This window comes from Marinococcus salis, from assembly GCF_054971365.1.
This window is the reverse complement of record NZ_JBQOJB010000019.1, coordinates 33,066-50,929: the sequence shown is the minus strand read 5'-3', so window position 1 is coordinate 50,929 and position 17,864 is coordinate 33,066. Positions and strand designations below refer to the sequence as shown.

The 17,864-nt window shown below is 45.9% G+C and carries 21 protein-coding genes; 8 read left to right on the top strand and 13 right to left on the bottom strand.

Annotated features, from left to right (window positions below; genetic code table 11):
- Positions 1–346: 346 nt before the first annotated feature.
- The 3 genes from perR to bcp all read right to left on the bottom strand — a co-directional run bounded on the left by perR (position 347) and on the right by bcp (position 1,742).
- Positions 347–784 carry a peroxide-responsive transcriptional repressor PerR gene (perR, locus tag ACTTK6_RS13670; RefSeq protein WP_462833696.1) on the bottom strand — a complete coding sequence of 146 codons (438 nt, stop codon included), beginning with the start codon at positions 782–784 and terminating at the stop codon, positions 347–349.
- A gap of 94 nt (positions 785–878) precedes the next feature.
- Complete coding sequence (locus ACTTK6_RS13665; RefSeq protein WP_079474354.1) at positions 879–1,190, bottom strand: cyclic-di-AMP receptor; 312 nt, start codon at positions 1,188–1,190, stop codon at positions 879–881.
- A 15-nt stretch (positions 1,191–1,205) separates the two neighbouring features.
- Positions 1,206–1,742: a thioredoxin-dependent thiol peroxidase gene (bcp, locus tag ACTTK6_RS13660; RefSeq protein ID WP_462833695.1), complete on the bottom strand. Its 537-nt coding sequence runs from the start codon at positions 1,740–1,742 to the stop codon at positions 1,206–1,208.
- 82 nt (positions 1,743–1,824) lie between these two features.
- On the opposite strand from bcp, the gene ACTTK6_RS13655 reads away from it, so the two are divergent.
- Positions 1,825–3,126, top strand: a complete 1,302-nt coding sequence (locus tag ACTTK6_RS13655; protein WP_462833694.1) for a glutamate-1-semialdehyde 2,1-aminomutase — start codon at positions 1,825–1,827, stop codon at positions 3,124–3,126.
- 29 nt (positions 3,127–3,155) lie between these two features.
- Positions 3,156–4,232, top strand: a complete 1,077-nt coding sequence (locus tag ACTTK6_RS13650; RefSeq protein WP_094909113.1) for an FUSC family protein — start codon at positions 3,156–3,158, stop codon at positions 4,230–4,232.
- Between the two features lie 44 nt (positions 4,233–4,276).
- Here the strand turns inward: ACTTK6_RS13650 and ACTTK6_RS13645 are convergent, their stop codons facing one another.
- Genes ACTTK6_RS13645 through ntdP form a run of 3 tightly spaced genes read right to left on the bottom strand, consistent with a single transcriptional unit; the run spans position 4,277 to position 7,975 of the window.
- Positions 4,277–5,647 (bottom strand): dipeptidase, encoded by a 1,371-nt coding sequence (locus ACTTK6_RS13645; RefSeq protein WP_462833693.1) that lies wholly within the window; start codon positions 5,645–5,647, stop codon positions 4,277–4,279.
- A gap of 21 nt (positions 5,648–5,668) precedes the next feature.
- Positions 5,669–7,411 (bottom strand): ABC transporter ATP-binding protein, encoded by a 1,743-nt coding sequence (locus tag ACTTK6_RS13640; RefSeq protein WP_462833692.1) that lies wholly within the window; start codon positions 7,409–7,411, stop codon positions 5,669–5,671.
- Between the two features lie 12 nt (positions 7,412–7,423).
- Positions 7,424–7,975, bottom strand: coding sequence for a nucleoside tri-diphosphate phosphatase (ntdP, locus tag ACTTK6_RS13635; RefSeq protein WP_462833691.1), 552 nt, complete (start codon positions 7,973–7,975; stop codon positions 7,424–7,426).
- Positions 7,976–8,119: 144 nt separating this feature from the next.
- On the opposite strand from ntdP, the gene ACTTK6_RS13630 reads away from it, so the two are divergent.
- A complete protein-coding gene (locus tag ACTTK6_RS13630) occupies positions 8,120–9,088 on the top strand; it encodes an NADPH:quinone reductase (RefSeq protein WP_462833690.1) in 969 nt (322 codons plus the stop codon).
- 30 nt (positions 9,089–9,118) lie between these two features.
- On the opposite strand, the gene ACTTK6_RS13625 is transcribed toward ACTTK6_RS13630, so the two are convergent.
- The 3 genes from ACTTK6_RS13625 to ACTTK6_RS13615 are packed head-to-tail and all read right to left on the bottom strand — an operon-like array spanning position 9,119 to position 11,307.
- On the bottom strand, positions 9,119–9,874 hold the full coding sequence (locus ACTTK6_RS13625; RefSeq protein WP_462833689.1) for an SDR family NAD(P)-dependent oxidoreductase: 756 nt from the start codon (positions 9,872–9,874) through the stop codon (positions 9,119–9,121).
- Positions 9,871–10,959: an A/G-specific adenine glycosylase gene (gene mutY, locus ACTTK6_RS13620; RefSeq protein WP_462833688.1), complete on the bottom strand. Its 1,089-nt coding sequence runs from the start codon at positions 10,957–10,959 to the stop codon at positions 9,871–9,873. The genes ACTTK6_RS13625 and mutY overlap by 4 nt, the downstream gene beginning before the upstream one ends.
- Positions 10,960–10,965: 6 nt before the next feature.
- Positions 10,966–11,307: an MFS transporter gene (locus ACTTK6_RS13615; RefSeq protein WP_079474345.1), complete on the bottom strand. Its 342-nt coding sequence runs from the start codon at positions 11,305–11,307 to the stop codon at positions 10,966–10,968.
- Positions 11,308–11,429: 122 nt separating this feature from the next.
- Here ACTTK6_RS13615 and ACTTK6_RS13610 point away from each other — a divergent pair, with 122 nt between their 5' ends.
- Positions 11,430–12,428, top strand: a complete 999-nt coding sequence (locus ACTTK6_RS13610; RefSeq protein ID WP_079474344.1) for a metal-dependent hydrolase — start codon at positions 11,430–11,432, stop codon at positions 12,426–12,428.
- Positions 12,429–12,468: 40 nt separating this feature from the next.
- Here ACTTK6_RS13610 and ACTTK6_RS13605 read toward each other — a convergent pair whose 3' ends face one another.
- The 3 genes from ACTTK6_RS13605 to recX are packed head-to-tail and all read right to left on the bottom strand — an operon-like array spanning position 12,469 to position 13,862.
- Positions 12,469–12,714, bottom strand: coding sequence for a YfhJ family protein (locus tag ACTTK6_RS13605; RefSeq protein WP_079474343.1), 246 nt, complete (start codon positions 12,712–12,714; stop codon positions 12,469–12,471).
- Between the two features lie 19 nt (positions 12,715–12,733).
- On the bottom strand, positions 12,734–13,042 hold the full coding sequence (locus ACTTK6_RS13600) for a YfhH family protein (protein WP_079474373.1): 309 nt from the start codon (positions 13,040–13,042) through the stop codon (positions 12,734–12,736).
- Entirely contained in the window at positions 13,008–13,862 is an 855-nt protein-coding gene (gene recX / locus ACTTK6_RS13595; RefSeq protein ID WP_462833687.1) for a recombination regulator RecX, read from the bottom strand. The genes ACTTK6_RS13600 and recX overlap by 35 nt, the downstream gene beginning before the upstream one ends.
- A gap of 120 nt (positions 13,863–13,982) precedes the next feature.
- On the opposite strand from recX, the gene ACTTK6_RS13590 reads away from it, so the two are divergent.
- From ACTTK6_RS13590 to ACTTK6_RS13575, 4 genes are all read left to right on the top strand, one after another.
- The gene (locus ACTTK6_RS13590; RefSeq protein ID WP_462833686.1) at positions 13,983–14,879 is read left to right on the top strand and encodes a TIGR01777 family oxidoreductase; all 897 of its coding nucleotides are present in this window, start codon (positions 13,983–13,985) and stop codon (positions 14,877–14,879) included.
- 299 nt (positions 14,880–15,178) lie between these two features.
- The gene (gene ectA, locus ACTTK6_RS13585) at positions 15,179–15,697 is read left to right on the top strand and encodes a diaminobutyrate acetyltransferase (protein ID WP_233133499.1); all 519 of its coding nucleotides are present in this window, start codon (positions 15,179–15,181) and stop codon (positions 15,695–15,697) included.
- An 88-nt stretch (positions 15,698–15,785) separates the two neighbouring features.
- Positions 15,786–17,069 (top strand): diaminobutyrate--2-oxoglutarate transaminase, encoded by a 1,284-nt coding sequence (gene ectB, locus ACTTK6_RS13580; protein ID WP_079474340.1) that lies wholly within the window; start codon positions 15,786–15,788, stop codon positions 17,067–17,069.
- Between the two features lie 103 nt (positions 17,070–17,172).
- On the top strand, positions 17,173–17,562 hold the full coding sequence (locus ACTTK6_RS13575) for an ectoine synthase (RefSeq protein WP_022795050.1): 390 nt from the start codon (positions 17,173–17,175) through the stop codon (positions 17,560–17,562).
- Between the two features lie 46 nt (positions 17,563–17,608).
- Here the strand turns inward: ACTTK6_RS13575 and ACTTK6_RS13570 are convergent, their stop codons facing one another.
- Positions 17,609–17,848, bottom strand: coding sequence for a hypothetical protein (locus tag ACTTK6_RS13570; RefSeq protein ID WP_022795051.1), 240 nt, complete (start codon positions 17,846–17,848; stop codon positions 17,609–17,611).
- Positions 17,849–17,864 lie beyond the last annotated feature (16 nt).

The window sequence follows — 17,864 nt, the reverse complement described above, 5'->3', positions numbered from 1 at the left end:
GTAAAAAGTTTGATGCTGTGGCATCAGTGATGCCCTAAAAAAGTGTTGCTTTTGATTGGGGCTCTGGCTTGTCTTTCTTTTTCAAAGAACGATCCATCGCTAAATAGCGACTTTTATAATTTATCATTTTTGAATAATGAATGTCAACAACTTTTTTAAGAAGTTTTATTTCGTTATTCTCGTTTTTGTCAGCCGTTTTGGCGACAATTAGTAATATAACATCGGCCCATAAGACCGTCAACCATTTTTGCAAAATAATTTTAAATTAGTTTTAAATGGATTTTTTCTGTTTAAAATGCATACAAAAGCCTTCATCTATGAAGAAGATGAAGGCTTCAAAAACAGCTTACTGTTTGCTCATCTTTGTACATTCTGTACATGTTCCGTATATTTCTAACCGATGATCTTCAATTTCAAAGCCGGTCACGTGTTCAGCTAACGTTTCTACTTCATTCAGGCCTGGATAATGAAAGTCTACAATTTTCCCGCAATCATTACATATTACATGGTAATGATCTGAAGTAACGCAGTCGAACCTGCTCGAGGAGTCCCCGTAGGTTAACTCCTTCACTATACCGGCGTCTTTAAAAACCCGAAGATTGTTGTAGACCGTAGCTACACTCATGTTCGGAAAACGTTCTTCAAGAGATTTATAGATATCGTCAGCAGTCGGATGGCTCATTGAAGAGTGCAGAAATTCCAAAATAGCATGACGCTGCGGTGTCATCCGAACGTTCGTGCTTTTCAAGACACTTACTGCTTCCTGTAGGCTAGCGCTCGCCATCGTCATGCACCTCTCTTCCTGTAAAACGATTCTTTATTTGTAATTCTTATAATCTATTCTATCGGACCCCCGTGATTGTTGTCAATGAAAGGGGTCAGCTATTCTCATCTGCTCCGGCTGATTGAAAAAAAGGAAGCATTGAAACATCCAAAAGAAATGAAGTAAACCTATTCGAATGTTCAGGTCGTTTTTTTCTATGCTTTTCGTAAGCCAAACATATATCTTTTAAATCTGTTTTTAACTTTGGCACTTCCTCTTCGTCCACGCCAAACAAAAACGTTGTATTTCCCTTTTTTAGAAATCCCCCGCTGCTTGCGATTTCAGTCATACGGTAACCCTTTTCTTTCATTTCCATCTCTACCTGATCGGTATAAAAGTTATCAATAATGCAAAGAAGCAGCTTCATGCGTTCATCCGCCTCCTACTTTTTGGAAGATGATAAGAATTCATCAACGTACCTGGATACTTCTCCAATATGATTCTTTACCTTCACTTCGTCCCAAACTTTTTGCACGGTTCCTTCTGTATCAATGAAAAAAGTGGACCTTACAATTCCGAGGTACTCTTTACCAAAGTTTTTCTTCCACTTCCATACTCCATAGGCAGCAGCCGCTTCCTGTTCCTCATCAGACAAAAGAGGAAAAGAAAGATCGTGCTTGGCTGTAAAATTTTCGTGTTTTTTCATTGAATCCGGGCTGACCCCGAGCACTTTAACATTTTTATCGTTTAATTCCGGCAGCGCATCTCTGAAGTCGCAGGCTTCAGTCGTACATCCAGGGGTGTTATCTTTAGGATAAAAATACAAAATCACGTTTTGTCCCTGGTAATTACTTAAACGAATATTCTCACCCGTAGTAGCGGGGAGTTCAAAATCGGGTGCTTTTTCCCCTTCCAAGTCTTTTGGGTTTACACTGCTTTCTTCTGTACTCACATCGATCACCTCAACACTGGTTTTCATCTCATGATATCATGGTTTTTGCTTTACTTCTCCATGATACAATAGATAAGAAATAGTTGATAGTAAGGAGAGTTAAGAAAATATGTCCTATGAAAAATCTGTTGAACTCTACAATGAAGCCTGCGATTTAATTGTGGGCGGTGTGAACAGCCCCTCTCGTTCTTTTAAGGGGGTTGGAGGCGGAACCCCGGTTTTTATGAAAGAGGGACGTGGTGCACATTTGTTTGATGAAGATAACAACCGATACATTGATTACCTCGGAGCTTACGGACCTATAATCACCGGACACGGCCACCCGCACATTGCTGAAGCCATTAGTGAAGCTGCCCGTACTGGCACGCTGCTTGGCACTCCCACTAAATGGGAAAATATTTTTGCTGAAAAACTGAAGGAAGCAGTCCCTTCTCTCGAGAAAGTCAGATTTGTCAATTCCGGCACCGAAGCTGTAATGACAACTATCCGCGTAGCCAGAGCCTATACCGGCAAACATAAAATCATTAAATTCGAAGGCTGCTACCACGGCCATTCCGATCTTGTGCTTGTGGCAGCCGGCTCCGGCCCATCGACGCTGGGATCACCGGACTCTGCAGGCGTTACTCCCAATATAGCTGCAGAAGTCATCACTGTCCCTTTTAACGACATTGACAGCTTCCGCGAAGCTATCGACCGCTGGGGGGACGAAACGGCCGCTGTTCTTATCGAGCCTATTGTCGGCAATTTCGGCCTGGTGGAGCCAGAACCCGGGTATCTTGAAGAAATCAAAAAATTGACGCATGATTCAGGCTCTCTTCTTATTTTTGATGAAGTAATTACGGCTTTTCGTTTCACTTACGGAGCCGCTCAAAATATGCTCCACGTAGAACCCGACATGACCGCTATGGGAAAGATTATCGGAGGCGGCCTCCCGATCGGTGCGTATGGCGGCCGGGTCGACGTCATGGAGCAGGTCGCTCCTCTGGGCCCGGCCTATCAGGCAGGGACGATGTCCGGAAACCCGGCCTCTATGCGCGCGGGCATTGCCTGCCTTGAAGTGTTGGAAAAAGACGGGGTGTACGACACGTTAGACCAACTCGGTCAACGCCTTGAAACGGGCCTTCTCGAGCAGGCTGAAAAATACAGCATTCCCGTTACAATCAATCGGTTAAAAGGGATGTTCACCATTTATTTTACAGAGGAAACAGTAAAAGATTATAAAGGGGCTGAACGTTCGAACTCTGAAAGGTTCAGCATTTTCTTTAAAGAAATGCTTGACCGGGGCGTTCATCTTGCTCCTTCAAAATACGAAGCCTGGTTTCTCACCACTGAACACAGTATTGAGGACATAGAAGAAACGCTGGAAGCTTCGGACCAGGCCTTTGCAGCGTTAAGCAGCCACATTTACTAAGTTCAATATAGAAAGGAATACAATCCGTTATGAAGCTGGGAGCCAGAATTTTCAAGACCGGTCTTGCGATCGTTCTAGCTATATACGCAGCATCGTGGATTGGATTGAATCCTCCTTTTTTCGCAGCGATCGCCGCTACTTTCGCTATTCAACCATCAATATCCCGTACGTTTCAAACGATCCTGGACCAGTTGCAGGCCAACATTATCGGGGCCGGCACAGCGATAGTTATGGTCCTTGCATTCGGTCACGAGCCGGTAATTATTGGAGTCACAGTCATGATTATTATTGCAGGCATTCTAGGTTTGAAACTGGACGCCTCCACCATCCCAATTGCTGTTGTGACAGTCATCATTATCATGGGCAGGCCTGGAAACGATAATTTTATTTTGTTTGCCTCCGAGCGGTTTGCCCTGATCATGCTTGGAATTGCAGCTTCGTTTTTAGTCAACATGCTTTTCCTGCCGCCAAAACATGAAACCAAGCTTTATCAGCAGATTCGTGATGTAACCCAGGATACTATTCAGTGGATTCGGCTGCTTGGAAGACATGAAACTAATCGGCAGACGCTGCGAAAAGACCTTTCTTCTCTTAAAGATCAGACCGTTTCCATCGAAAACCTTTACCTCCTGTTTAAAGAAGAACGCGTGTACACAAAAAAAGCACGCCTTACACGGGATCGGCGAGTCGTTCTTTTCAAGCAGATGATCGCTTCGATGAATAAAATCGTGACCATTCTGCGTACGCTTGATAAATTTGAAAATGATATGCAGCATACATCGTCAGAAATGCAGGAGGCGATCCGCAATCAGCTTGATCATCTTATGGATTACCACGATAGAATTCTCCAGCGTTATGTAGGCAAGGTCACTACTCATCTTACAGAGGAAATGGCAGAAGAGGTCGATGAAGGCAGGGTATCCTTAACCGACCAGCTTATGGAAATGTACGACCGCCAAAATATTGACCGCTCGGAATGGCTTCATCTTCTTCCAATTGTCGCACACATCGTCGAGTATAATGAGCAGCTTGAACACCTCGACCGGCTTGTTGAGACCTATTTCCGTTACCACAGCAGCGAAGACTTTTTTGCCATAGAGAATTAGAAAATTAAAAGGAGGGCTCCCTATTTCGGAAGCCCTCCTTTCGTTTATAAATTTTCACTAATCTCCGCTAAATATTCTGCCAAAGCTTCAAGGCCTTTATCATAGTTTTCCAGGTGAAAATGTTCGTTCGGCGCATGGAAGTTTTCGGTAGGGAGGCCGAATCCCATCAATGCCACTGGCACATTTAAAATTTGAGAAAAAGTTTCAATGACAGGCACAGACCCTCCCATTCTCGTATATGCCGCCGTCGTCCCGTACGCTGTTTCAAGCGCCCTTCCGGCTGCCTGAATGGCCGGATGGTCAAATGGAGTGACAAACGGCCGCCCTTTATCAAACGGAGTCACCTCCACCTCCACGCCTTTCGGTGTTTTTCGCTGAACATGAGCCGTCAGCTTTTCCACGACTTCGCCCGGATCCTGGTCAGGCACGAGCCGGCACGTAATCTTGGCTGAAGCCGCAGAAGGCAGTACCGTCTTGATCCCTTCTCCCTGGAAGCCTCCGTGCATGCCGTTAATTTCAAGGGTCGGGCGGGCCCACGTTCTTTCCAGAAACGAAAATCCTTCTTCGCCAAACAGTTCCGGTACGTTTAATTCTTTTCTTGTATTTTCCTCATCATACGAAAGCTCCGCGTACGCGCGGCGTTCCTGATCGGTAAGCGAAAGAACCCGGTCGTAAAAGCCATCAACGGTAATATGGCCGCTTTCATCGTGCATAGAAGCAAGTATATCAGCTAGTGCATGAAGCGGGTTCGCGACCCCGCCGCCGTACAGGCCGGAATGCAGATCTCCTTTAGCCCCGCTCACATCGATTTGAATACCTGCAAGCCCCCGAAGTCCATAGCACACTGTCGGCCGGCCCTTTTCAAGCATTGGGGTATCAGAAACCAGCAGTACGTCTCCCTGGAGGAGTTCCCGATGCTTTTCCACAAACTCGTCCAAATTGGGACTGCCGATCTCTTCTTCTCCTTCAATACAAAATTTTACGTTCACCGGAAGTTCCTGTTTCGTCCGCATAAAGGCTTCAATCGTTTTAAGATGCATAAACACCTGGCCTTTATCATCCGTAGCGCCGCGGGCATAAATTTTTTCATTTCGTATTTCCGGCTGAAACGGCGGCGTTTCCCACAGTTCAACCGGATCGGCCGGCTGCACGTCGTAATGCCCGTAAAACAGCACCGTAGGTTTCCCCGGAGCATGGATCCAGTCGCCATATACCACCGGGTGTCCACCTGTGTCCATGACAGCTGTGTTTTCCAGACCAGCCGCCTGCATACTTTCTTTTACCCAGGAGGCAGCAGTCTCCATATCCGGCTTGTGGTCAGGGTCTGCACTGATGCTTGGTATCGATAAAAATTCTTTCAGCTGACTTAAATGGCTGCTTCGATGGTGTTTGAAATAATTTTTGACTTCTTCCATAGTTGCCTCCCTTTTCCTCTGTTACACGTGCTGAACGTCAAACAGCCTCTGATAAGAGCCTTCTGCCATCATTAACTGCTCGTGGCTTCCTGATTCCACCACACGTCCGTCTTCAATTACAACAATCCGGTCCGCGTGTGTGATTGTCGAAAGCCTATGCGCCACAATAAATGTGGTTCTGTCCTGGGCGAGCCGCTCCATTGCTTCCTGGATATAATGTTCGCTCTCTAAATCCAGTGCCGATGTCGCTTCATCAAATACAAGTATGGATGGATTTTTCAAAAACACACGCGCAATGGCAATCCGCTGTTTCTGTCCGCCGGAAAGCTTCACACCCCGCTCCCCGACCGGAGTATCATAGCCAAGCGGCAGTTCATTTATGAAAACTTCAGCATTCGCCATGCGCGCCGCCTGTATGACTTCTTCATCCGTGGCATCCGGTTTTCCCATCCGGATATTTTCCTTCACTGATTCGCTGAACAAAATGTTGTCCTGAAGCACCATACCGATATGATCCCGGAGCGTACGTACTTCATAGTCCCGCACATCTTTTCCGTCCAGGAGCAGAGCGCCCCCGGTGACATCATAAAACCTCGGGAGAAGGCTGACGATCGTACTTTTACCGCCGCCGCTCATCCCGACAAGCGCGATCGTTTCCCCCGGCCGCACATGCATATCCACGTCTTTTAATACATCGTTAGTATCCTCTTCATATTTAAACCATACGTGGTCAAACCGAATATCGCCTTTGACATGCTTTACCGGTACGGCTGTTTCTTTGTCAGTAATATCGTATTTTTCATCAATGAATTCAAACACCCGGTCCATTGACGCAATCGACTGCACAAGAGTGGTAGATGAATTCACCAGACGACGGAGCGGACTGTAAAGTCTCTCCATGTAAGAGGTGAACGCCACCATTTCCCCGACGGATAAATTTCCGTACAAAACAGCCATGCCGGCGGCCAGAATAACTACAAGCGGGGCCACGTCCGTGACGGTGTTAACGGCTGCGAACGTTTTAGCATTCCAGCGCGTATGATCCACCGCCCGGTCCAAAAACTGCTTGTTTCTTGTATCAAACTGGCCCTGCTCGTGATTTTCAAGGGCAAAGCTCCGGATCACACTCATCCCCTGCACTCGTTCATGCAGATGTCCCTGCACGTTTGCAAGCGCCTGCGACCTTGCTTTTGTTAAATCCCGCAGCCTCGAATAAAAATATTTAATGAAAAAGGCATAAATAGGTAAAAACAACATCGCGACCAGCGTCAGTTCCACGTCCATCGTAAACATAATAATGAGCGCAATGATAATCGTGGCAAGATCAAGCCATATATTCATCAGGCCGGTGATGACGAAGTCTTTTGTCAGTTCGACATCGTTGATCACCCGCGAAATAATTTCGCCTGCCTTTCGATTGGAATAAAAACGAAGGCTCAATTTCTGAATATGACTGAATAATTGATCACGGATATCGTATAAAATCTTATTGCCCGTCCACTGGGCAAAGTACTGCCGGTAGTATTCAATCGGCGGACGAACGATAATAAAAAGCACAACCGCTCCGCCTGCCAGCCAGGCGAGCACTCGTGCTTTTTCAGCTGTTGCCATACCATCTGCCAACAGCACGTTGTCGATAATATAAGCAAGAATGAGCGGCGTTAAAAGCGGCAGACCAAATTTAAATATACCGATGGTCACTGTCACCGCAATTATTTTATTGTACGGCCGCACAAACTGCATGTAGCGTTTAATACTGCCCATCTTTTTCACCTCTTATCGAAAAAACAAAAAACGCTCATACCACTGTTCGATAAAATGAGAGTTAAATGGGCCCTTTCTCTGGCAGATCCAGTTCTGCAGCTCCCTAATACTAGCGTCCATCTTTTCATCTATCTGGGCAGGGTAATTCATTTCTTTTTTATGCTGGGCATACTCGTCTTCGTCCAGTAAATTGTAGGTCATGTCCGGAAAAACTTTAATATCCAGATCATAGTCGATATATTTCAGAGCTTCACTATCGTAGACAAACGGCGTACCAAGGTTACAATAATAATGCACTCCGTCAGACCGAATCATACCGATAACATTGAACCATTTTTCGGCATGAAAATAACAAATGGCAGGCTCTCTCGTCCTCCAGACTCTTCCGTCCGATTCATGAACCAAAATACGATCGTTCCCGCCAATGACTTCTCTGCTTGTGCCTTTCAGAATTAATGTTTCTTCCCATACACGGTGGAGCGATCCGTTATGCTTATAACTCTGCACCTGGATAGGCTTACCTGTTTCCGGGAAGCTTGCGACGACTTCGTTACGCTCGGCCAATATGTTCTGCCTCCCTTCTTCTGCGATTTTGCTGTCTTCTTTTCTATCATTTCCTATTATACATTTCTTCACCCGATCTGAAAAACTGTTACGATTAAAGAGAGGAGAAAACTATCCATTTGCCAAACGAAAGGAGACGATTTTTTGAAAGCAGTCGTTTATTATGAGCAGGGAACACCGGAAGTTCTAACTATAGAAGAGGTGGAAAAGCCCGGTATCAAGCCGGATGAAATACTTATACGGGTGAAGGCAGCCGGCCTCAACCCCGTGGATACGTATTTCCGCTCCGGTAAACGCCCCGTGTCCTCCTTTCCGGCTATTCCCCATTTTGATGCTGCCGGAATTGTTGAAGAAGTTGGCAGTAGTGCAGGTAACTTTCAGCCGGGAGACCGGGTGTGGGGGACAAACATTCCAAGTGCCGCTGCAGAGTGGGCAGCCGCCCCCGCTTCTAACATTTTTCCCCTTCCTGATACTATGAGTTTTACCGAAGGAGCATCTCTCGGCATACCTGCTCTTACTGCTCATTTGGCTTTGTTTTTCCGGGCCGCTCTTCAGCCCGGAGAAACCGTATTTATCTACGGAGGTGCCGGTGCAGTCGGCCATGCCGCCATTCAGCTGGCCAAGCATCATAATGCCTTCGTGATCACTACAGCGAGCACCAATGAAAAGAATGAAATCGCCCGCCGCGCCGGGGCAGATGTCGTATTGAACCTAAACGACAACGGTTGGAAGGAGGATTTTGCCTCCGCTTCCGGAAAGCCGGGCGCTGATGTTATCCTTGATATGTCTTTTAGTGAAAATGCTTCTACAGACCTGCATATACTCTCACCAGGAGGACGAGTTGTCGCGGTCGGCTCGCCGGTAAACAATATGCCGGCTTTTCCGTGGCAGCTGTTAAACCAAAAATATGCCTCCATTCTTGGCATTTTGCTTTTTACAGCCCCTCTTCCGGCCTTGCAGAAAGCAGCTTCCGGCGTGCAGCAGTCTTATGAACAGGGACTCTTTTCTCCTCACGTAGCCCGGACCTATCCGATGGATGAAGCCGCCCAGGCTCATGAAGATTTAGAAAACAAGCGCTATGCCGGCAACCTCGTGCTTACTGTTTCTGAATAAAAGTAAAACCGAAGGCTGTGGCCTTCGGTTTTATATATTCATCCGGGACTGTCCCCCATCAGCGGTAAGCGTTGTACCAACCAGCCAGCGCGCTTCATGCGAAGCGAGAAACAACGCCGCATCTGCCACTTCCTCCACATTACCGAATCTTCCGGCAGGAATATTTTCGTCTACAAAACGCTCCATCGCTTCCGGATCTTCTTCTATCCGCTTCTGCCAGTTACCAGTAGGATGCAAAATTGAACCTGGGGCAATCGAATTCACCCGTACCCCGTCCTTTATCCACTCGTTGCCAGCTGCTTTTGTGAAGCTAATCAATGCCGCTTTGGCGTTGTTGTATGTTGCTTTTCCACCAGCTTCCTTTCCAAATATCGAAGTGATATTGATAACCGCTCCGCCATGTTCTTTCATTTGCTCGTGCGCCATTTTACTGAAGTGCACAGCCTGAAAGTAATTTATTTCCATTGCCTGCGCAAATTCCTCCATCGAAGTATCTGCAATTTTACTGCCGCTGCTGCCACCGGCATTATTCACAAGCACATCGATTCCGCCGGAAGCTTCTACAAAATTTTGAAAGGCAGTTTCTCTTTCTTTGCCCACAGTTACGTCACAGACGCAGGTCCAAACACTTCCTATTTCTTCTTTGGCGGCTTTCAGCCCCTCTTCTGAACGCGCTAAAATGCCAACCTCGGCTCCTTCGCTGTAAAACGCCTTGGCGATGCCTTTTCCTATCCCTTTCGAACCCCCTGTAACTAGAACTTTCTTCCCTTCAAAAGCTTTACTCACTTTAACTCCATCCTTTCAACCAGTGTTTTATATATTTTCTGGTGAGCCACAGGCAAAGCGTAGTTTGCTATGTCATCCAGCGGGACCCACTTCCAGTCCTCCGGCAATCCAGTTCTTTCAGCCTTACCCTCGTATACATGCACGTTCCAGATCAAATGTGAAAATGTTTGTTCCACTCGTTGAACCGGGCGCTCAATTTCAGGGGTTACGGATGCTTCAGCTTCAAGATAGCCCCTCATCTCTTCAGCCCGCTCCGTTTCTTTTTCCACTGCCGTGTTAGGAAATTCCCATAGCCTGGCCAGCAGTCCTTTATCTGGACGCTGGTGGATTAATATTTCCCCCCTGCCGTTCCAAATAATAGCCGCTGCCATCTCCTGTTTTCTTGGCGCTTTTTTCTTTTCTTTTACCGGCAGTTCCTCCTGCACCCCCGCTGCTCTTGCTTTACAGTGTTCCTGCACCGGGCAAAGCAGGCAGCCCGGTGAGGTTGGCGTACAGATAAGAGCACCAAGCTCCATCACTGCTTGATTAAAGTCCGAGGGGGAGGTAAGCGGCAGAATTTCGCCAAGCACTGCTTCAAACGTACTTTTTGTGGACTGTTTGCCGATATCTTCATATAAGCATAAAAGCCTGGAAAATACGCGCATCACGTTTCCATCCACGGCCGGCTCCGGTTTGTCAAAAGCGATACTGAGTACCGCCCCTGCTGTATAGGGCCCGACCCCCTTTAAAGACCGAAACTCTTTTTTGCCGCTGGGGACTATCCCTCCGTATTCTTCAGCTACTTCTTTGACCGCCTGATGCAAATTTCTCGCCCGCGAATAATACCCCAGGCCTTCCCATTGCTTCATGACCTGGTCTTCTTCTGCTTGTGCCAGAGCTTCAATAGTAGGAAACGCTTCTAAAAAACGGTAATAATACGGAATGACTGTATCGACTTTTGTCTGTTGAAGCATAATTTCTGAAATCCATATGTGGTAAGGATCGGCGCTTCTCCGCCACGGCAGATCCCTTTTTTGGTCCCGGTACCAGCCAACTAAGTCCTGTTGAAACTGCTCCGGCGAAAAATTCTCCAGTAGTGGATGCATAGCTGTTCACTCTTTCTCTTTATTTTCGTTGCCATGAGGGCCCTTTTTTTTGAAACACCAGCAGTGCACTTTTTTTATGCCTCCGGGGACAAATTCATCAAGGCGGCCGAACACGCTGTCACTTTTCTCTGTTCGTTCAGTCCTAAGAACGTTATATTGCTCGAGTGTATTAACTGAAAACATTTCCACAAACAAAGCACCCTGGTCCACAGACTCAAACCACTCGTAATCGTTCACCTGCTTCTTGAGCATTGCAGAAGAAATCTCTTCCATGGTGCGTAAAAATTCCGCTCTTTTTTCTTCCAAAACCCGGTACTCCATAAAAACGACGTATTTCTGCGGATTCATGCAATTCTCCTTTTTGAAACAAACTGTTTAGGGTATGATGAAACTACGCTGATACAGTCTGTGCTTGTTTGATGCCACAGGCTTTTTTTGTTTCAGCATGCCATAAATTAAAGGTGGTGCCAATGGATACAGCAACTCATACAGTGATGGGGATTGGCCTCGGCGGCCTCGCCACCATTGATCCCACTATTTCACCTGAAAGTGGAGCAATGGGTACAGTCCTGATCGCAACAATTATAGGGTCACAGGCCCCTGATTTTGATACCGTGTTAAAACTGAAAAACAATGCCGTCTATATCCGCTACCACCGCGGCCCAACTCACTCTATACCCGCCGTCTTAATCTGGCCGGTGCTGCTTGCAGCCATTATATATATGTTCTCGCCGGATATTGCTTTTTCACATCTATGGTTCTGGTCTTTTATCGCTGTGGCCCTGCATGTCTTCGTGGATATTTTTAATGCCTACGGCACACAGGCGTTGTCGCCTTTTACAAGGCGGTGGATAGCTTTAGGCGTTATTAATATTTTTGACTCGGTGCTGTTTTTTTCCCACTTGTTTGTGTTTATCCTGTGGTGGTTTGATGTACCAAGAGCAGCCTCGATGATTGTTTTATACGTCTTTTTGCTCTTTTATTATTTATGGCGTTTTCAGGCCCGAAACATTGTCCTGCAGCGGGCCCGCCGCCTGCATCCGGATGCCACGCACCTATTTATCTCACCGACATACAACTGGTACCGGTGGCATTTAGTTATCCGGACGCCGCACAAATTATTTGTCACCAATTACCGGAATGGGCGGCTGCGTTACTTTGAAACGTATCCGTTTGAACCTATTCCTGATGACCCGGTCATCAACGCGGCCCGAAACGATCGAAACCTTGCTTCTTTTCTATCCTTTTCTCCTACGTACCGTTGGATCGTACGGGACACAGAGGAGGGCTATGAAGTGAAATTTATTGACCTGCGTTACCGCAGCAAAGGGTATTACCCGTTTGTCGCGGTCGTTCAGCTGAACCAGGAATTAGAAATTATGACTTCTTACACTGGCTGGATTTTTAGCGACGACACGCTCCACAAAAAACTCGACAAAGGACGCGATTTTTCCTATTATACTCAATAATAAAGAGTACGGAGAACAGATCCGTACTCTTTATTATTATCTAGTTAATTCCAAAAAACTTCTCATTTGTCGCTTCATAACGATGCAGGTGCGGACCGTACTGCCGGACCCATTTTTCCACAATCTGCTCCGTTACTTCTTCGCCTTTGTACGTGCGCCCAGCTTTCGCCTGCGTAGATTCAAAATCCTCCCACAGAAAGTCCACCCACTCCCGGGCTTTTTCTTCTGATAATTGACTATTAACTGAAAGAAGAATTTTTAATAAATCATTTTTCTGAGTTTCCATTCCGCTTGTACCTCCATCTTTATTTTTTGACCAGCAGAGAAAAAGGCAGGGCTTCAATCTGAGTCGAATTATTCCGGTATCCCCAGGCAAACACGCCATTGATATATTCTATTTCAAAGGTGGAACCTTCCTGGTCGACCCGGTAAGTTTCCCCCGGCTGATAGTCTGCTGGATCAAGCAGATACGTTTTTGCCATGGCGATTTTACGCTCATATACCGCAAATTCATTACCCCATCCCATTTGTTCCGCCTTTTTGGATTTTTCATTTAAGCTCGCGATTTCCTGTTCGAGCTCATGCCTGCTCATCTGGCTGTACCTTTTTTCCATTCCCATCTTCGGACTCCTCTCTCTTTTCATCTAAAAACCGCTGGATCTGCTCCATCGGAAATTGCTTCCGGTACAGGTACTCTTTAATTTTCTGTTCGAGTGCACGGCCTTCGAGCTTATTTCCCCATTTACGGTAAGCCTTTTCTCCCTGCACTAGCACCGAGTTCCATTCATCCTCCTCCGAAGGGGCAAAATCTGCCTCTTTCACTGCGGCGGATGCTGTTTCATGATCATATCCTTTCCGGAGCAGCATTTGCAACAGACGCTGCTTTACCGAGCCGGCCGACTCTCCCTTTTTCTGGCGGCCTTTCTTTTCTGCTGCTGCCACCGCCCGGTCCAGGGCAAGCTCATCGGTCAATGCCTTCATAGCCTCGGACACATGGTTTTCAGACACTCCTTTTTTTTCCAGGTCCATCCGGATGACTTTCGGTCCTTTATCCGTCGTATTGATTTTCGTGCGCACATAAGCTTTAGCAAATTCGCGGTCGTTTAAGAATTTATATTCTTTCGCCTTTTCCACTGCTTTCGCTGCAGAGGCTTCCGTGAACTCTTTTTCTATTAAATGATCATATACTTCTTTTTCCGTCCTCATTACACTTGATAAGTAATGCAGCGCTCTGTTCCAGGCCTTGCGCTCGTGATCGTCTTCAATTAGAAGCTCGAGCTCTTTTTCGGTCAGCTCTTTTCCTTTTTTCAGATCCCATTGAACCAGCACGGCTTCGTCCACGCCGGTCGTGAACGCTTCACGGCCTGCCTGATCAGTGAAAATATTGTAACGTTCCGGGTTATTTTTCTGCACTTCAATTTTAGTGATTTTCACGAAAGCCCTCTCCTTTTGCATATTAGAAAATGATTATGACAACTTGCTTTTGGGTAAAGTTGAATAGTTTCGAAAGTGACGTTTTTACATCACCTTAAGTAATGAAAGGAGAAATACACAGTGAATATAGCTATTGCAGGAGGAAGCGGATATGTAGGCTCCGCTCTCACAGGCTACCTCGAACAGATGGGTCACCATATTTATATTTTAACAAGAAACAGTAAAAATAAAAAAAATAGTGAAAATATCACTTTTATTGAATGGATGAATCCTGGCAGCAAGCCGGAGTACGAACTTCCGCCGGTAGATGCCTTTATCAACCTGGCCGGTGCCTCACTTGCACAGCGCTGGACAGAAAAAAACAAAGAAAATATTTTAAACAGCCGTATCGATTCCACACGGGAAATCCTGCGCATTTTTGAAGCGAGCAGCCATAAACCTGAGGTGCTCGTAAGCGCCTCAGCTGTGGCCTACTACGGCATTTCTGACGAAAAGGAATTCACTGAGGAATCCCCTAAAGGTGAATCCAACTTTTTACAGGACGTTGCCGTACGCTGGGAAAATGAAGCTGCAAAAGCAGAAGACCTTGGGATCCGGGTAGTACACGCAAGGATGGGACTCGTTTTGCAGGAATTTGTCCCGCCAATTGTTTCTGTATACAAAATGTTCGGCGGCGGCACATTCGGGAGTGGAATACAATGGTTTTCCTGGATTCATCTAAGGGATGCTGTCGAAATGATTCTTTTTGCTGCTACAAACAAAGAGATCAAGGGCGGACTCAATATTACTGCTCCTGAACCTGCGCAAATGGAAACACTCGGACGTGAAATAGCGAAAGTGACTGGACGTCCGCACTGGCTTTCCGTACCGTCATTTATTATTGATAAAATGCTCGGGGAAATGAGCGTAATGATCCTTGGCGGACAGAAGGTTATTCCGCAAAAAGCCTTGGATCATGGTTTTTCCTTCCACTTCCCAAGCCTCCAGCCTGGCCTGATTAATATATTAAAAGATTAACTTTCATCCGTCTGGGCTTCCCAGGCGGCTTCTTTTATCAAAGACGGAGGAATTGTCCATCTGTGCAAGTATTATTTATCGTTTTCGATGTTCAGGTTACATAACACTCTATAAGTAGTAATAATACTCATAAATGACTGATAGGCAAGTTTGAAAATTTCCATAATTAACGTTAAGCTTTTATTTGTGAGTCTGGTAGATCTTATTACATTTTAAAACAACACAATTTTAAGTTTGTATTTTCCATAAAGAGGTATAGTACAGGTAGCCCTCTATTACTTTTAAAAGGTGGTAAGAAAATGGAAACGAAAATGACTGGAACGAACGGTTCCGTCGATTCAATCGTTTTTGACAAACCAACCGTGGAAGACGGGGCAGACATGTGGGAACTTGTCAAAAACTCCACACTGGATTTAAATTCCTCATATAAGTATATTATGATGTGTGAATTTTTTGCCGAAACATGTGTTGTCGCTAAAGAAAACGATGAATTAGTGGGCTTCGTAACGGCCTTCATTCCACCTGAAAAACAGGATACCGTGTTTGTCTGGCAGGTGGGCGTAGATACTTCCCAACGGGGAAAAGGTCTTGCTTCCCGTTTGCTGAACGCACTTTTAGAACGGGATGTTTGTGAAAATGTGCTTTATTTGGAAGCAACTATCACCCCTTCTAATGAAGCATCCCAGGCTTTGTTTAAAAAGCTTGCCCAAAAAAGAGAAACTGAAGTGACGGTTTCTGAATGCTTTACGGAAGACCTTTTTCCAGATGACGAGCACGAAGAAGAGTTGACATTTCGAATAGGACCATTTACAAAATAAGTAGCGGACATGACATGCAAAGTGCATGTCATGTATTATGTAAAAACTGAATTTTTCGATAACATCCCTAAGGAGGATAATTACTTTTATGATGCAGAATGATCTCAGCGTTTTTAATGAATACGAATCGGAAGTACGCAGTTATGTGAGAGGATTCCCTACCGTTTTCCACCAGGCAAAGGGGTATAAGCTTTGGGATCTGGACGGAAAGGAATATGTTGATTTCTTTTCCGGCGCCGGGGCCCTGAATTACGGCCATAATGATGAAAATATGAAACAAAAGCTGCTTACCTATATTCAGGAAGACGGGGTTACGCACTCCCTTGATATGGCAACTAAAGCTAAAGGCGAGTTCATCGATGCTTTCCAAAATATTATTTTAAAGCCGCGTAATATGGATTATAAAATTATGTTCCCTGGCCCAACGGGCGCAAACAGCGTTGAAAGCGCCCTGAAGCTCGCCCGGAAAGTAACCGGCCGGACAAACGTAGTCAGCTTTACTAATGGCTTCCACGGCATGACCATCGGTGCTTTAAGCGTTACCGGAAACAAATTCAAGCGTAACGGAGCCGGCATGCCTTTATCTAATACCTCTACGCTTCCGTATGACCAGTTCTTGAAGGAAAGCAATAATTCCATTGAATATATCGAGAACTTCCTTGATAACGGAGGCAGCGGCCTCGATAAGCCGGCAGCGTTTATCGTAGAGACCGTACAGGGCGAAGGCGGCTTAAATGCTGCAAGCAGTGAATGGCTTCGTTCCATTGAAAAAATCTGCCGGGAACGCGACATTAAGCTTATTCTGGACGATGTGCAGGCAGGCGTCGGCCGTACCGGTACTTTCTTCAGTTTTGAACCAGCTGGCATCAAACCTGACTTTGTATGTCTCTCCAAGTCCATCGGCGGCAATGGCTCACCACTTGCCATTACTTTAGTGGCACCGGAATATGACAAATTTGCTCCTGGGGAGCACAACGGTACTTTCCGTGGAAATAATTTTGCTTTTGTAACAGGAACTGAAGCGTTGAATTACTGGAAAGACGACCGCCTGGAGAAAAATGTTCAGGAAAAATCCGAGCGTATCACTTCTTTTCTCGATGACATGATTAAGAAGCACCCGGAAATGAAAGGTGTCCGTAAAGGGCGCGGCTTCATGCAGGGTATCATGAGTCCTATCGAAGACCTGGCTGATAATATAGCGGGCAGATGCTTTGAGCACGGCCTAATTATGGAAACAGCTGGAGCGGAAGATGAAGTATTTAAGCTGTTCCCGCCAATCACAATCGATGATGAAGGGCTTGAGCGCGGCCTTTCAATTCTTCAGCAGGCAATTGAAGAAGTTACCGCTGAAAGCAACCTCGTAGCCAAATAATCCACTGCATGACTAATTGGATAAAAAGAAGCCGATCGATCGACTCCGGCGGTCGGCCTTTTTATGATATAAACTCTTAACTGACAAGATGGAGGAATAGACAATGAAAGTAATTAAACTCGAAGATTTGCTCGGCACTGAACGTGAAGTAGATGACGGCAACTGGGTGAGCCGCCGTTTCATCATGAAAGACGACAACATGGGGTATTCGGTAAATGACACAATTATTCGTGCCGGTACTGAAACTCACATCTGGTACCAGAACCATCTCGAAACCGTATACTGCATTGAAGGCGATGGAGAAATCGAAACTTTAAGCGACAATAAAGTATATCAGCTGGAACCAGGCGTATTATACGCACTCGATAAAAACGATGAACATATGCTTCGTGGAGGCAGCAAAGATATGCGCATGGTATGTGTCTTCAACCCGCCACTTAGCGGTCGTGAAGTGCATGACGAAAACGGTGTATATCCCGCTGATCTTGATTAATAATAAAAAAATCCCCTGATGCTTTTTGCATTGGGGGATTTGCTTATTAATGCAGAAGATAATGCCGAAACGTCAGCGTTTGGGCGTCAACACCCAGCTTTTCAATGAAAAGCTTCACATCGTGCAGTGAATCCGCTGGATACTGAAACTTACATATTTCCGGGGATTGTTCTTCGATATCTTTTGTCGCAAAACAGAAGGTTGATTGATCCTTGTCGTAATAAACAATCAAATCCTCTTCATGCATTGGATGCTTAAAATGTGCTTTATATAACCGGTAGGACAATCCGAACGCCCCCTTT